Consider the following 15,302-nt stretch of genomic DNA (forward strand, 5'->3'; position numbering starts at 1 on the left):
GTTTGCTTTCTCTTCATTCATCTGCTTCCATGGGAAAAACGCGAAATAGGAAAAAATTCTTCCTTATTTCCCGCAAGTAGCTAGAGGAGGATTTGAGAACAAATAATTTAGGTAAACGGAAAAATATGCCCTAAACCTTTTTTAAAAATAATTGCTTGATATGATTTTTAGATAAAGGTTTATGAATAAAACCATGAACAATCTCATATTGGAAAGCTTTTCTTTCATCATTATAGTCAATGGAAGAAGATAACATAAAAATTCTGGTTTTTTTAGGCTGTGGATTATGCAATAGATGGTCTAGAAATTGCCAGCCATTAACCTCCGGCATATTGATATCCAATAATAATAAGTCCGGTGCGTCCCTGCTAAAGGCATCAAGGGCTATTTTGGGATCCGTAAAACAAACCACCTCCGTTTCTGGAAGCGATTTGGCCAGAATTCGCTGGTTTATTTTATGCTGAAAAGGGTCATCATCCACTAAAAAGATGGTTTTCACTTCCTCCATGTCCTCCCCCTGAATCGTCTCCACCATATGGTTCAGGCGGTCATTTAATTGGTGAATCGACTCATCTAATACGGCCGCAGACTCTTTGATGAGTTTCATAAAGTCAAAATCCAATTCAATACGATCATCTTTTGCCAAATCCAATAAGCCTAAAATGTTGCAAAGGGGAGCTCTTACTTTATGAGAGGCAATATAGGAAACATCCTCCATCTGCTGATTTTTGGTCCCTAAAGCTTTACTTAATTTCTCTATTTCTGTCCTTAATCCTTCAATCGTTTCCTGATTATAAGCATTATCCGTCACCTTTTCAATATTAATTTTCAGGTCATTTAACTGCTCTTTAAGTGATTTCGCCGTATTAATTTTTTTCTTTAGGCGCATATTGATGGCCTCCTCAATTTCGGAAAAAGTAAAGGGCTTAGTAATAAAATCATCCGCACCGGCATTCATCCCTTCGCGAAAATCCTTTCGACTCGCTTTTGCTGTTAAAAATAAAAAAGGTATTTGATATTGATTTTTGTCTTCCCTGAGAACTTTTAGCATGGCAAAACCATCCATCACCGGCATCATTACATCACAAATAATCAAATCAGGTTGAAAAGATTCATATAGTTCCAGGCCTTGCTCTCCATTTTCCGCACCTAAAACCTCGAACTTTCTAAAGCTTAAAAAATCAAGCAGATTTTGGCGAATATGGTGTTCGTCCTCAACAACTAGAATTCTGGTCATAGTAATTATTAGCAGTGTTTGTAAAAAGAACGGTTATTAAACAATAAGTTTTTTTCGCTCAATGCACCCCTATGTAATGAAAAGACGACCCTTTTGCATTTTTTACAAAAAAACAGCACTTAAAAAATAAATAACCACCAAAACTTTGATGGAAATATCGACGAATATTATTTTTGAGGGATTAAATTTTTAGCATGGCGAATTTCACCACCCACTCTATTATTGGAGCAAGCGCGGCCGTAGCAGTAAGCTATCATTATATGGCTACTGAAGCATTTCTACCTGCACTCAGCTTAGGTTTGTTGACCTATATAGGAAGTATTTTTCCAGATGTAGATAGCAAAAACGCGATTTTTACGCGAATTTTATTCAGATTTATTGGTGTAAGTTTAGGGCTTTTCTTTTCCTTTTTGAGCTATAATCTTTTAACTCCCACTCAAACTTTCATCCTCTTTTTTGGGGTATTTGGATTTGTGCTTTTTATCCTCAAACCCCTGTTCAACCAACATACCAAACACCGGGGTGCATGGCATTCCTTCCCCATGGCCTTATTAAGCTCTTTTTTAATCGGAGGGACTATAAAATGGGCGGTACTCCATCTGGGCCTTTTCCATGAAATGGTAGCTTTCCCTTTAACAATTCCGCTGAGCGCAGCTTTTGCCTTTTTTACGGGCTATTTGGTGCACCTGCTTTTAGATGAACTTTATAGTATCATGAAGATCAAGCTTTCATTAGGGACTGCTTTGACCTTATTTGATCCTAAACAGGCCTCTTTATACGCAGGCCTTTATATTGCCGCTTTAATTGCCTTCTTTTGGCTATGGGAGCCAAGCTATACCGAAAACATCCTGATGCTGACCTCCTGGGGCAAATGGATTTGGGTACATTATGAACAATGGATAATCTGACCTTTAACCCAATTTTTTACCGCCAGATTTGGCTTACTATAATAAAGGACTTTATATCGGTTTGTATGGAGGGATTTTACTGATTTATTAATGGTCCTAATTTGGAGGAGCTCAAATTCTACATATTGATCTACCTTCTGGCAACGATGGAATAGAAAAGCGATCCAGGATTTATCCCCCTTAGCAGCTAAAGAAGGATTTAAGCATGAATCATTAGACTTACACGGCTTTTTCATAAAACTACAAATGGGCAAAATATAGGAATGATCTAGTTCCCAATGGGAGTCTATTTGATTTGAGCGCTTGTTTATGGGTTAGCTTACTACCTTTTACAGTATTGACATTATGGTGTAAAATCTTCCACATCAACAGTTCGGCCTAGATTTTTTTGTTTCGTTTTTTATCAAGAAAAAATGAAAAAGAAACGATTAATTATCCTATATAAAGTATTGATTGGCTGATCTAGCTTTTTATGAAAAAGCCCTGATTAGACTTACAAGTTGATCAAAAAAAAGCCGATCAGGAAATTCATCCTGATCGGCTTTTAAATTTAACTTTATAAATTTATTCAGCAATCAGGTTGTAAAGACCTGAAATCTCAAAATTATCCACGGCCATAAAGCCGGTATTAGAAGCCGTCTCTCTTCCATGTTTAAGTACCACAACAATATGAAAATTCTCTTGAACAAAACCTTCTGGTGCTTCTAATGAAAAGGCAAAATGTGATCCACCGTTGGTGTTTGGCGATAAATCATTCATATGAGCAATTGACAGCCAGCTTTCGGAGGGAGCCGAACTAACGCTAAAATCAGAAGCCTTCACCATAAAAATTTCAAAATCCTGATCTACATTATTCATAACAGAAGTAGATATGAAGATCCCGCCTTCAATTTGAATATCCAAAAGATTAGCACCTTCAAATTCAGGACTAGCCAATATATGTTGAGATTGCGAACCCTCTCCGGTAGCGAAATTATTTCCTACTAATTTTGCCAAAGGATATTCATTCGTCCAATCCGGATTAGGATTTCCGGCATCTTTAGTAAAGTTCCACCAAAAGTTACTTTCTGGATTGGGCATTTCTGGCCCAAAAATCATTTCCGCCTCAAATCCTCCGACATTGAGAGCGGTTAATCCCCTTTGCTGACCTGATTCACCTCCTAAGGTATAATCATATACAAATAAGGATTTCCATTCTTCAGTAGCCCTTTTTATAAAATTAATCTCAATACTACTGCTTATCTTTTCCTCTTCTGAAATAGTGAAATACACCTCAACAGATTGACTCCCTAATTCATATCGATCAGCGATTAGTGAAAGCTCCCCTAAATAATCAATTTCAAATTGGTCTTCAGGATTAACCTTCAATTGGTTTTTATTGAAACCCACAGTCTCAACAGAAAAGCCCTCTACCACTGGATGCATTGGAATACCATCCTCACCCAGTTCTACTTCGATGGGAGATTGATCGCCTCCATTAATGATGATTTCCATTGGCACATACTCCACCACCTCAAATTGAATAGCTTCTTCTTTCACCAAACGACCATGTTCGTTCTCCACCGCAATATCCAATGTATACTGCCCCAAAGCATGATCTTCTGCCGCAGAAAAGAAGACATTCCCTGATTCATTAATGGAGAACAAATCTTCCATGGCCATTTCAGGGGCAATGCCACTAAAGGTCACATTTACTAATTCGAAATGGAAAGGACCCTCTCCTCTAACATAAGGAGTATTTGATTCCCAATCCATTCCGGGAACTATCGCCTTTTGGTAGTATTCATAAACCAGAGCGGTAGGTTTATGACCAATATATTCTTGCTCATCATCCTGAACACAACCCGCCAGGGCTGTGAACAGGAATAAATATTTCAATAATTTTTTCATCTTAAAAAATGGAATTTAGTTCCAAAGTGGGTGTTGAACGATTTCCTTATTTAGCTGCATTTCACGGAAATGAATCGGGAATACATTGTGCTGTTCACGGATTTGGTTACCAGGCGTTTTTAATTGCTGACGATTAGATGGGAAAGAAGGGTCATTGTCCATAAAGCGATTCAGCTCCAGCATTCTTTCCTCATAGATCCCCCAACGGATCAAATCAAAACGACGATGGCCTTCAAAGCAAAGCTCACGCTGACGCTCGATCTGAATCATTTCCAACACACTTTCTTTATCAAAGCCCATGTCTTTTTCGATCATCTCCGCACGCATTTCACCAATATGTGCACGATGACGAATTTGATCTACCAGGCTAAACACCTCCTCTGAAGGACCTGACAATTGGTTCAAAGCCTCCGCTTTCATCAACAAAACATCTGCAAAACGAATCACCGGGAAGTTAAATGAAGTCGTGTGTTTTCTGGTAAAACCGCTTTCGGTCATTTCAAGCTCATAGCCGGAAACTTCTCCTTCTTCATCATAAACCGGCACTTTGTTGACACGTCTCCACTTGCCAGGAGTCCATGCATAAGAATCTCCCACACTACCATAAACAAAGCGTCTCAAATCACTGCTATATTGTGCTCTCCAATCGGCGATATTCCACTCCTTACGGGCATCAACCACCTCTTCATCGACTTGGTCATAAACCACATCCATAAATGGAGTCGTATTCACCCAGGCAGTAGCTGCAACCTGAATATCCGTATTTGGAACAGCTGGACCAATACGAGCCCCCAAATCCCCCCCATTGTCGCGGTCAGAATCAGATTGGAAAACAATTTCCCACATCACCTCAGTGTCATCATCCATTCCTTTTATCTGATTCCAAAAAATATCCTCATATTCTGGCAAAAGATTGTGATTAGAGCCATTAATCACATGATCTGCATGGTAAATCGCTCTTTCCAAACAAGTATTTACACCAATGTTACCCCCATCAATTCGCTTTCCGGCCATGGTTAAATAAGCACGAACCAAAATTCCTTCGGCGGCAAATTTTCCAATTCTACCATATTGGGTAGCCACATTGGGTAAATCTTCTATGGCCAAAGTCAAATCTTCCACAATCTGATCATATACCTCAGCTGCTGGAGCGTTCGGCATAGAAACGCCTTCAGGATGGTTGGCAATATCTACCAAAGGATCCAAACGCAATGGAATATGTTCATACATTCTTACCAGGTTCAGGTAATTTACTGCACGAATTGTCAGTGCCTCTGCGATCATTCCTTTTTTCGCTTCCTGACTTAGACCGGAAATCGTATCTGCTCTTTCCAGATTATACAGAAAGTCATTGACACGGTTAATCGAAGCATATGATCTGTCCCATACACGAATGGTCGTGACATCGTTTTGGTTATAAGTCAGCTGGGCAAAACGAACACCATCATTGGCTTCATTTCCCTGACCGTGAAAACCCTCGTCAGTCCCCGCATTTATCCAAACGGATAGATCAACCGCATAAATATCACGTAAAGAAGCATATAAAGCGCCTAATGCCATTTCTGTTTGCGTGGCATCCTTGTAAAAATCGTCACGGATAAACTCTTTATTAGGATCGAAATCCAAGAAGTTACAAGCCCCCATCCAAAGAGCTAAACTCCATATCCAAATATTTTTCATTTTCATTTTGCTCAGTTTTAGAAAGTGGCGTTAAGACCTAATGTGAAAGTTCTTGCACGAGGATAAGAAGAATAATCGATACCACCGTACATCGCTTCGTTTCTTACAGATACTTCAGGATCGTATCCGGAATAACCTGTCAGGGTGAAAGCATTATCTACCGTAGCGGAAATACGCAAAGAAGACATCTTGATTTTTTTCAATTTCTCCTTAGGAATAGTATAACCGACAGTGATGTTTTTGATACGTAAATACGATCCATCCTCAATCCAGTAATCAGAAGCCATCATACCGTTATACACCTTCAGGTAGTTGTTATCATCAGACATTGGAGCTCCCCAAACAATGGTATTCGGATTCTCCGGTGTCCAGCGGTCACGAACTTCTCCTAAATAGTTACGGTTTTGCTGACGACCGACAACACCAAAAGTAGCTTTGTTACCATTGAAAATATCGTTTCCGTAAGACCAGGTCATGAAGATTCCCAAATCCCAGTTCTTATAGCGGAAGTTGTTACCAAAACCACCAAAGTGCAATGGCTGCGCATTACCGATCAAAGTACGGTCACTCTCATCAATAATACCATCCCCATTTTGATCAACATATTTCGGCATACCCGGCTCAACATAACCGTTGGCAGCATTAATATCCACTACACCGTCTTTCAATTCATACCTTCCGGTTGAAGCATTGTAATTAAAGTCGTCCATCTGGTACAGACCATCGAATTTATATCCGTACATCTGCCCTACCGGAGCACCTACAAACAAGCCATAATAGTTTTCGGTGTTGAAAACCGCATTATGTCCCACAAACAAACGCTCAGACTCCCCCGGGCTCAATGCCGTCACACGGTTACGGTTGAAAGTGATGTTAAAAGAAGAAGTCCACTCGAAATCCTCTCGCTTAATATTCACGGTATTTACACTGATTTCAATACCTGCATTGACGACAGCTCCGGCATTCTGTTTCACCACACCAGTTCCCGCTGAAGGAGGAATCTGCGCATCCAGCAAAAGATCATTGGTATACTTATAATATCCCTCCACGTCAATCAAAACACGGTTATCAAAAATACCGGTCTCCAGCCCTGCACTAAATTCTTTGGAAGTCTCCCATCTCAAATCCGAGTTGGCCAGACGAGACTGGTAAGCAGCCACCAGGTAGTTGTTGTCAAAATATGCGCCTTCAATGGCAGCCATAGTGGCAATCGCATCAAAATTTCCTAAACGGTCATTACCGGAAGTACCATAGCTGGCACGCAATTTCATGTCAGAGAAGAAATTCTGATTCTGCATGAAATTTTCATCACCTATTCTCCAGGCAAAGGAAGCTGATGGGAAATAACCCCATTTATTTGCTCCTAAGAATTTAGAGGAACCATCCGCACGAATCGAGGCACCGAAGATATACTTCCCATCTGCCATATAATAATTGGCTCTGGAGAAGAAAGACAAATAAGCGTTTTGTACCAGGGAAGAAGTCGTCGGACGTGGAATTCCCAAAGACATATCATTCCAGCCAAAATCACCTACCGGCATATTGGTGGATTTCATGGAAATCTGATACTGCTCGCGGTACTGCATTTCCTGCCCCATCATCAGATTGAAACGATCCTTACCCATGCGCTTATTATAAGTCAAAACGTTGGAGTTGATCATTCGGCGGGTAGTAAAATCCGTTACAGAAGCATTAATACCATCTGATCCGTTATCTGCCTGGTTAGTTCCTTCATCATAGAACTGACGAAGTGACCTTTGATCCAAAGTGTAACCAAAAGTGGAACGGAATTTCAATTCCTTTGAAATTTTGTAATCCAGATAACCGTTAGCCTGCAATACGTCACGTGGCTCAGAACGGTGGGTATTTGTTAGTGTTTTTACAGGAGAGTAGAATCCTGCTCCCAAATCAGAAGGGTCAAAACCTGCATCCTCATCCATATCGGATCCCGGAGGTACAACCGGACGAAACATAATGGCCGAACGGATGGTCGAAACCGATGCGGAAGAAATATTCATTCCATAAGTTTCCGTATGAGAATAAGAAACATTCAATCCTACCTTCAAACGCTCGTTCACATCCTGATCTACTTTCAAACGACCGGTGAAACGGTTGAAACCGGTATTCATCATCGTTCCTTCCTGATCCACATAACCCAAAGACATTAAATAACGGGTCGCCTCATTTCCACCACTCAACGAAACATTGTAGTTCTGGAAAATACCCCCCTGGAAAATTTCATCTTGCCAGTTTTTACCGTCTGCATCCGTGTAATCAGAAGCGGGACCATAAGGGTTGGTGGGGAATAAATCATGCTGCAACTCCACAAATTCAGATGGAGACAATACATCCAATCGACGCTCACGAGGAATCGTAGAAACCCCTGTTTTCATATTGAAAGATACCACCGACTTATTCGCACGGCCACTTTTGGTGGTAATCAAAACCACACCATTAGAACCACGGGAACCATAAATTGCCGTAGAAGAAGCATCTTTCAGGATATCCATACGCTCAATATCCGCAGGATCGATGGTGGTAATGAAATCAGGATCCTCCACCGGAAAACCATCCACTACATATAAAGGAGAGGACTCCCCCGTAATGGTATTGGCACCACGAATCTGAATATTCATGGCCGCTCCCGGAGAACCCTCATTAGAGCTCACCTGTACACCGGCCATACGCCCCTGCACCATCTGATCCACAGATGTTCCGATCATATCTTCCACAGACTTCATCTTAACGGACTGTACAGATCCGGTAACGTCTTTAGAATTCTGCTCCCCATAACCCAGAATTACAATCTCTTCCAATTGCTCCACATCCTGCATCATGTTAATATCAATAATCGCACGCGCACCAATCTTAATTTCCTGTACATCATAACCAGTAAAGGAAACTTCTAGAACATCATTAGCCTTCACACGAAGCTTATAATGTCCTTCAAAATCAGTTGCAGTACCTTTAGTGGTACCCTTGATTACCACATTCGCGCCCGGCAATCCTTCTCCTGTCTCATCATATACCGTACCCTTCAGCATATAATGCTGATTGGCCTGCCCGAAGGCCGTATTCAATCCGAATATGAACAGGAAAGGCATAAGCAATAGCATTCCTGCATTCTTCTTCAAAAGAATATTAATTTTCATAACTGTTCTACTATTACTTATTGTTGTTCTCTCACCTGAAACTTCCAAAATCCGTAACGACGCCCCCGAACAGCGCTCACACCATCGATCTGTGGATTAAAGTTCTCCATTTTCATCACTAGTCTAACCTTTTTACCTACTAATTCGGCTGGTAAAACATGTTGGGAACGACCTCCATTTAAGGTCTGACCAGCAGGAATATTATTATTATTATCATCAACAAATTCATCCCAATTTCTCATCAAATCAGAGATCCGAATTTTAGAATCATTGCGCCCATACTGACACACTTTTTCCTGAAGAAAATCACTTACCATAATCAAATCAGAAAATTCTGGTTCCTCCTCATCAAAGGATTCCACCTCTTCCATAGCCCACAAAGACAAGCGACCAAATTCATGAAGTACTTTACCTGCCATGCTATATCCCATCAGGTCAATATATGCACCCTTTAATTCATCCGGAATTGCAATAGCGTCCGTGAATAAATATGAAACTGTATTGTTATTCCCATTTGACGGATGGAATAAGGCCAATTTCTCAAATACTTCTTCCTCCAATTCATTGGTAACCGCTAATTCTTGACTATACCACTGAAAGCGGAAACCATTCGCTGGTGTGTAACTATATGAACCATTATTAAGCTCAACAGTGCCAGGAGTACCATCATATTCAAACGAATACTCATCCATAAAAATCTGAGAACCCCCATTTAAGAAACCTGGATCAGTACGCTGGTGACTACCCATTTCCAAATTATATAGAATAGCGCCTACATTGTTACCGATCACTTCAATTTCAATGGCATTAGCGTTATAGCTCTCTCCCAATTCATTTTCAGCGATTACGCCGATTTTCTGGGAGATAAAATCATCATCACCAATGGCTACTTCAGAAATTAGAGAAATCTGTCCAGTTTGAGGATCAATTTGCAAATACTCTTGTGGCTCAGAAAAAGCAAAGGTAAAATTACCGCCACCTTTCACCTGAGCAGGATTGGTTTTAAAATCTACATCTTTTCCACGAATGGAAACAATGGAAGGCGTATAATTAATACCATTGGCCTCCGACATATTAGCGATCAAATTAAAGGCCTTTGGAAAGGTCTCATTCCCCTTTGAATTTTCAGCCTTAATATCCAAGGAGTAAGCTCCTTCCACCAATTGGCAATACTCTGCCAAAATAATCTCACCTGTCTCTGGAACAATGGAAATATAACTTGCCATGCGCTCATCATCGAGTCCTTCCGGACCTGAAAAGCCAACAATGGAAAAAGTCATATTCCCACCACCCTCTATGGAAGGCTGAGGCGAAATGAACAAATCTCCGATGGAATAATCGGTAATGCTTGCATACTGCAAATTTTTGGGATGCTCTGCTCGAAACTCATCCTCCCGATTACAGGCGATTGTCACCGACAGTAACAACACCGAAAGAAAAAATAAATGTAAACGATTACTCATACTTAATAAAAGTAAATAATGGGTCAATTTTATGAATAACAAAGAGTCCAACATCACTTGAACATTTTAAAGAACACCTGTCTAAGCCGAACCTTATGCTTTCATAATTCTAAGGTAATGTTCATCCGTAATCCCGCAAAAAAAAGGCAAATAATAGGCAATAAATACCAATGAAAAACAAAGGTGATCACAAAAAAATCACCACATAAAAAACATCTCAAAATAGCTATAATTAGCCCTGAAGGGGCATAACTAAATTACAAAGCGTTATAACAACAAGAATAACTACCATTAAAACATCAAGAGAAGATTACCAGATCAAATAAAAAAGCTCAATAGTAGAAAGATTAAGATAAGAAGTCAACAGGGATCAAGTTTAAAAAAGGAAATTGGGATAATTTTGCACTTTACTAATATATAACATCATCGCAATCCGACAAATAACCACCCACTACTGTTATTAGTCAAAAAAATTAAAAAAGGGTTAATGCATATCGTTTAAGGAAAAATTAGCTGGTGTATCGCTAAACCCATAAGCACCCGCCATTAAGCCTTTTGGCTCGGTATCCACTGCGTGTTTTCTGTTTATCTTCTGAACAAACAATTAAAAATCCTCCTCAATTGCCCAATAGAGTGTTTTTATCATGTAAAAACCAATGCCCTTTTGGCCGTTTAAAACATTACTTTTCACCCTAATCCTGAGGTATATTTTGTCCCTTTTGCAAAAAACAATAGCTTCCAAAGTCGATCGGAATCTTAGGGATGCTAAAAACCCAAGAGGTTATTTTTTCCGACAAGACGAACACACCTAAAATAAATTTACATGAGAAAATTTTTCAGAACTTTAAGCCTTACGGTATTAGGACTCATCAGTACTGATACCTTAATGGCAAAGGAGGGGAAGAAAGCCAAACCCAATTTCGTCGTCATCATGGCGGATGACCTGGGTTATGGAGATGTGGCCTATCAGTGGGACACGGAATTTGACACCCCTCACATTAACAAAATTGCCGAGGCTGGCGCCCAATTCACCACGGGCTATGTCACCGCTCCGGTATGTTCTCCTTCGCGAGCAGGCTTACAGACCGGCCGTTACCAGCAGCGCTTTGGCGCCGAGGATAATCCGGGCCCATTCCGACAGGCGGAAGGCATTGTTCCCGGCATTCCAACCTCCGAGAAGAATATGGCAGAACAATTAAAGCCTTATGGTTATACCTCCGCCCTGATCGGGAAAGTCCACCAGACTGCTACAGCCGAAATGAATCCATTTAACCGGGGGTATGACCGCTACTATGGTTTTATGAATGGGGCTTCCTCCTACTTTTATGATATGGAAGAGAACGGAAAGGCCCAGTTCTTTGACAATGACAAAGTAGTCAGTAAGGAGGATGAATACCTGACCGATGCTTTTGGAAGAGAGGCCTGTGCCTTCATCGATGAACATGCGGACAAGCCCTTTTTACTTTACGTTCCTTTCAATGCCATCCATGGCCCACTTCAGGCACGTCCGGATGATATAAAAAAATATCAGCACATTCAGGATGTGAAGCGTCGGAAAGCCGCGGCCATGATGTGGCGAATGGATGTGAACATTGGGAGAATTGTGGATAAACTGGCAGAAAAAGACCTGATGGACAACACCATGATCATCTTCTTATCCGATAATGGGGGAACCGGAAGAGATGGTGGCAACACCTCTATTAATGGTCCTCTGAATGGCAAAAAAGGCCAATTGCTGGAAGGTGGTATTCGGGTGCCATTTTTGCTGCAATACAATGGGCAGGTAGCAGCCGGTACCAAAATAGAAACCCCGGTGCAGTCGATAGATATCCTGCCTACCCTGCTAACTGCGGCGGGAGCAGCTGTTCCGGAAAATTTAGATGGAAAAGACCTGTTGAATATCATTGAAAATGAGGGTTCCAATGAAGACCGTTATCTTTACTGGAGATTCCTTTACCAATGGGGAATCCGTGACCATGAGTGGAAATTAGTCAAGCTGAAAGGGCCTAAAAATCCGGTGGCGCTTTATAACCTAAAAGAGGATATGGGTGAAAGCCGAAATGTGATCAAAGAGCACCCTGAAGTAGCCAAGCGCCTGCAGAAAGCATTTGATGACTGGTCAGGAGATATGATGGACCCACAATGGAGTTGGCAACCGAAATTTGGTGGCCCGGTTAAAGTACCTATGAAATAATCGAAATGAAAAAAATATTATTCAGCATACTCACTTTTTGCGCTGTTCAATTTCAGGCAGTTGCACAAACAGACCAGCCTAATGTGGTCGTGATCACCGCAGATGATTTAGGATATGAAGCTGTCAATAGCTTTGGCCGGGACATTCCCAACCTGACCCCACAAATGGACAGCTTTGCCAGTGAGGCGGTGCAGTTCATGAACGGACACACCAACACCCCCATGTGTCAGCCTTCGCGTTCCTGTATAGCGACCGGACTTTATGGCATGAATTCCGGCATGATGGGCTTTATCCATATGAAGGAAGAAAACCCAACCATTATGCAAACTTTGCAGGATAATGGTTACCTGACGGGAGTTTTAGGAAAAGTGAAGCACTCTACCCCACATATGGGATTTCAGTGGGATTTCGAACAGGATTATGGAGACCTAGGCTCCGGTCGTAGTCCTAAAAAATACTCCACCTATGTTGGGGAATTTGCACAGCGAGCAAAAGAGGAGCAGAAGCCATTCTATTTAATGGTAAACTCCCATGACCCTCACCGAACTTTTCATGACCCGGCCAAGCCGATGAAAAAAGGAGCGGAAAAGCCCTCCAAAATTTTCTCTACAGAGGAGGTGGAAGTTCCGGCTTATTTACCGAATACACCACAGGTTCGTTACGAATTGGCCTGTTATTATAACTCCGTTCGTAGATTTGACGATACTTTCGGCGCAGTAATACAGACGCTGAAGGAGGCCGGTGTTTATGAAAATACGCTGATCATCGTCCTTTCGGACAATGGTTCTCCTTTCCCATTCGCTAAGGCCAATGCGTATGTTTGCTCCACCCGCACACCATTTTATGTTAAATGGAATGGCGTCAGCAAGGATGGTCTGATTGATGATGAGCATTTCGTTCAATCCATTGACATTTTCCCAACCGTATTGGAAGCAACCGGCCTTTCAGTAGATCGAAAATTAGACGGGCAGTCTTTCTTACCACTAACCAAAGGAGAAAAGCGTGATGGTTTTGAATACACCTTTGCCGAGATTGATTATAAAATCGGTGGAAAACAACCAACAGTAATGCGTTCTATTCAGGACAAAAAATTCCGATACATCATTAACCCTTGGAGCGTGGCGGAAGTACGTTACAGCAATTCCAATGAAGGGGAAATCCTGAAAGAAATTGAAGCAGGAAAATATCCGGAACTGGAAAAATGGGCAGACATGTACCGTCACCGCGTACCGGAAGAATTATATGACATTCAGGAAGATCCGGATTGTGTCAATAACCTGATTGACGATCCGAAATTCAAGAAGGAGTTGAAATTCTACCGTGCAGCATTGAGAAAGTGGATGGAGGAAAACAATGACATTGCTTTGAATTATGTGGACATCATGAATAAGCCTGGCCAATTGAAAAAGGCTTATAAAGAATTCCCAAATAAAGAATCTTTGATGCCGCAGGAACAAATCGATGAGGTGGCTAGAAAAAAAGCCGAAAAGCTGGCCCGTAAAAAACGTCAGCAGCAGGCAAAACAGCGCAAGAACAATAAGGGTAAATAACTATATCAGTGGGAGTGTAAACTGAACGCTGTCTCTTAAAAATTCTCCTCTCTGCAGATAAGCCCTGCTAAGCTAAAGAAATAATATCAGATTATTTCTTTTGAAAGCCAAGTGTTCAGTACTTTTTGGCCATCCCTATTGGGGTGGCTTTTTTTCATTTGGCTTAGACAGCTAACCAATTTTAACTTCAACAGCACCCATTTTTTATGAAAATTATTTCCACTTTAATTCTATTTCTGGTTTTTGCGCTTAATGTGAATGCTCAAAATGCTTTTGGACCGATTCGCCCGGGAGTTCATTTTCTTGATCAAAACAAAAGAAAATGCCCAAAAGAAGATGCTCAGTTTAAAAGAGTGGGCACTAAAACAAAAGAGGATCCATCGATTCTTCATATCCAGGATTATTCAATGGAAGGTGAATTATTATTTGAGGGAAACTTTAAAAAGATAAACAAAAAAAATAGAGCGATTGGCATTCACCAATACTACTCCTCCTCAAAAAGTTTAGAAAAAACCCTGGAATACCAGGAAGAATATGCGGATATCATAGTGAAAAATTGGTATCCCAATGGCCGGATGAAAATGGAAGGTCTACTTATAAAAAACGATAAGGATAAAAGGCTTAGCAGAAAACTGATGATTAACGCTGCCTGGAATGAGGATGGACACCAAACAGTATCAGAGGGGAACGGAATCTTTGAAGGGGAAATCGATAGAATTTCTTTTAAGGGAGAACTTATTGCGGGAGAAAAGCATGGTCTTTGGAAGGGATTTACTGAGGGAAATGCCCTAACCTTTGAGGAGACCTATCAGAATGGCGAGTTCATTAAGGGCAAAAGTACCACCTCCACCGGAGAGGAATTTACTTACGATGAAATTACAAAAAAAGCGGAAATAATAGGTGGTATGCCTGCATTCTACCGCTTTATCGGCCGTAAAGTCCGATACCCCGAGGTAGACAGAAAGAGAGGAACCCAGGGGAAAGTATTTGTAAAAATCTCCATCGATAAAAAGGGAAAATGCCAGGAGGTTAAAGTTATCAAAGGCATTTCGCCCACACTCAATGCAGAAGCCAAATGAGTTTGTGAACTTTTCAACCGCTGGTTACCAGAATATGAAAGAGGCATAGCGGTTAATGGTGAGCTCATTCTGCCCGTTACTTTTAAACTTGGGCCTTATTAGGAGGCGTTAAAAAAGCTGAAGAGGCCCTACAAAGGATATTTAAAATA

Annotated in this window: 9 protein-coding genes; 4 read left to right on the top strand and 5 right to left on the bottom strand. The window is 41.0% G+C overall.

What is annotated here, in order from left to right; translation table 11 throughout:
• Positions 1–130: 130 nt before the first annotated feature.
• Complete coding sequence (locus AAA970_RS19910; protein ID WP_338238649.1) at positions 131–1,237, bottom strand: response regulator; 1,107 nt, start codon at positions 1,235–1,237, stop codon at positions 131–133.
• 194 nt (positions 1,238–1,431) lie between these two features.
• On the opposite strand from AAA970_RS19910, the gene AAA970_RS19915 reads away from it, so the two are divergent.
• On the top strand, positions 1,432–2,145 hold the full coding sequence (locus AAA970_RS19915) for a metal-dependent hydrolase (protein ID WP_338238650.1): 714 nt from the start codon (positions 1,432–1,434) through the stop codon (positions 2,143–2,145).
• Between the two features lie 564 nt (positions 2,146–2,709).
• Here AAA970_RS19915 and AAA970_RS19920 read toward each other — a convergent pair.
• Genes AAA970_RS19920 through AAA970_RS19935 form a run of 4 tightly spaced genes read right to left on the bottom strand, consistent with a single transcriptional unit; the run spans position 2,710 to position 10,330 of the window.
• Positions 2,710–4,035 (bottom strand): hypothetical protein, encoded by a 1,326-nt coding sequence (locus tag AAA970_RS19920; RefSeq protein ID WP_338238651.1) that lies wholly within the window; start codon positions 4,033–4,035, stop codon positions 2,710–2,712.
• 15 nt (positions 4,036–4,050) lie between these two features.
• Entirely contained in the window at positions 4,051–5,721 is a 1,671-nt protein-coding gene (locus AAA970_RS19925) for a RagB/SusD family nutrient uptake outer membrane protein (protein WP_338238652.1), read from the bottom strand.
• 11 nt (positions 5,722–5,732) lie between these two features.
• Entirely contained in the window at positions 5,733–8,867 is a 3,135-nt protein-coding gene (locus AAA970_RS19930) for a SusC/RagA family TonB-linked outer membrane protein (protein WP_338238653.1), read from the bottom strand.
• Between the two features lie 17 nt (positions 8,868–8,884).
• Positions 8,885–10,330 (bottom strand): hypothetical protein, encoded by a 1,446-nt coding sequence (locus AAA970_RS19935; RefSeq protein ID WP_338238654.1) that lies wholly within the window; start codon positions 10,328–10,330, stop codon positions 8,885–8,887.
• Between the two features lie 823 nt (positions 10,331–11,153).
• Here AAA970_RS19935 and AAA970_RS19940 point away from each other — a divergent pair.
• The 3 genes from AAA970_RS19940 to AAA970_RS19950 all read left to right on the top strand — a co-directional run bounded on the left by AAA970_RS19940 (position 11,154) and on the right by AAA970_RS19950 (position 15,153).
• A complete protein-coding gene (locus tag AAA970_RS19940) occupies positions 11,154–12,524 on the top strand; it encodes a sulfatase-like hydrolase/transferase (RefSeq protein ID WP_338238655.1) in 1,371 nt (456 codons plus the stop codon).
• A gap of 5 nt (positions 12,525–12,529) precedes the next feature.
• Positions 12,530–14,074 (top strand): sulfatase family protein, encoded by a 1,545-nt coding sequence (locus AAA970_RS19945; RefSeq protein ID WP_338238656.1) that lies wholly within the window; start codon positions 12,530–12,532, stop codon positions 14,072–14,074.
• A 206-nt stretch (positions 14,075–14,280) separates the two neighbouring features.
• A complete protein-coding gene (locus AAA970_RS19950) occupies positions 14,281–15,153 on the top strand; it encodes an energy transducer TonB (RefSeq protein ID WP_338238657.1) in 873 nt (290 codons plus the stop codon).
• Positions 15,154–15,302: the final 149 nt, after the last annotated feature.

This window comes from Persicobacter diffluens, from assembly GCF_036244895.1.
Classification (GTDB): Bacteria; Bacteroidota; Bacteroidia; order Cytophagales; family Cyclobacteriaceae; genus Persicobacter; species Persicobacter diffluens.

Coding starts and splice junctions, on each gene's coding strand:
- AAA970_RS19910 (WP_338238649.1), bottom strand. CDS start 1,237: ATGACCAGAATTCTAGTTGTTGAGGACGAACACCATATTCGCCAAAAT.
- AAA970_RS19915 (WP_338238650.1), top strand. CDS start 1,432: ATGGCGAATTTCACCACCCACTCTATTATTGGAGCAAGCGCGGCCGTA.
- AAA970_RS19920 (WP_338238651.1), bottom strand. CDS start 4,035: ATGAAAAAATTATTGAAATATTTATTCCTGTTCACAGCCCTGGCGGGT.
- AAA970_RS19925 (WP_338238652.1), bottom strand. CDS start 5,721: ATGAAAATGAAAAATATTTGGATATGGAGTTTAGCTCTTTGGATGGGG.
- AAA970_RS19930 (WP_338238653.1), bottom strand. CDS start 8,867: ATGAAAATTAATATTCTTTTGAAGAAGAATGCAGGAATGCTATTGCTT.
- AAA970_RS19935 (WP_338238654.1), bottom strand. CDS start 10,330: ATGAGTAATCGTTTACATTTATTTTTTCTTTCGGTGTTGTTACTGTCG.
- AAA970_RS19940 (WP_338238655.1), top strand. CDS start 11,154: ATGAGAAAATTTTTCAGAACTTTAAGCCTTACGGTATTAGGACTCATC.
- AAA970_RS19945 (WP_338238656.1), top strand. CDS start 12,530: ATGAAAAAAATATTATTCAGCATACTCACTTTTTGCGCTGTTCAATTT.
- AAA970_RS19950 (WP_338238657.1), top strand. CDS start 14,281: ATGAAAATTATTTCCACTTTAATTCTATTTCTGGTTTTTGCGCTTAAT.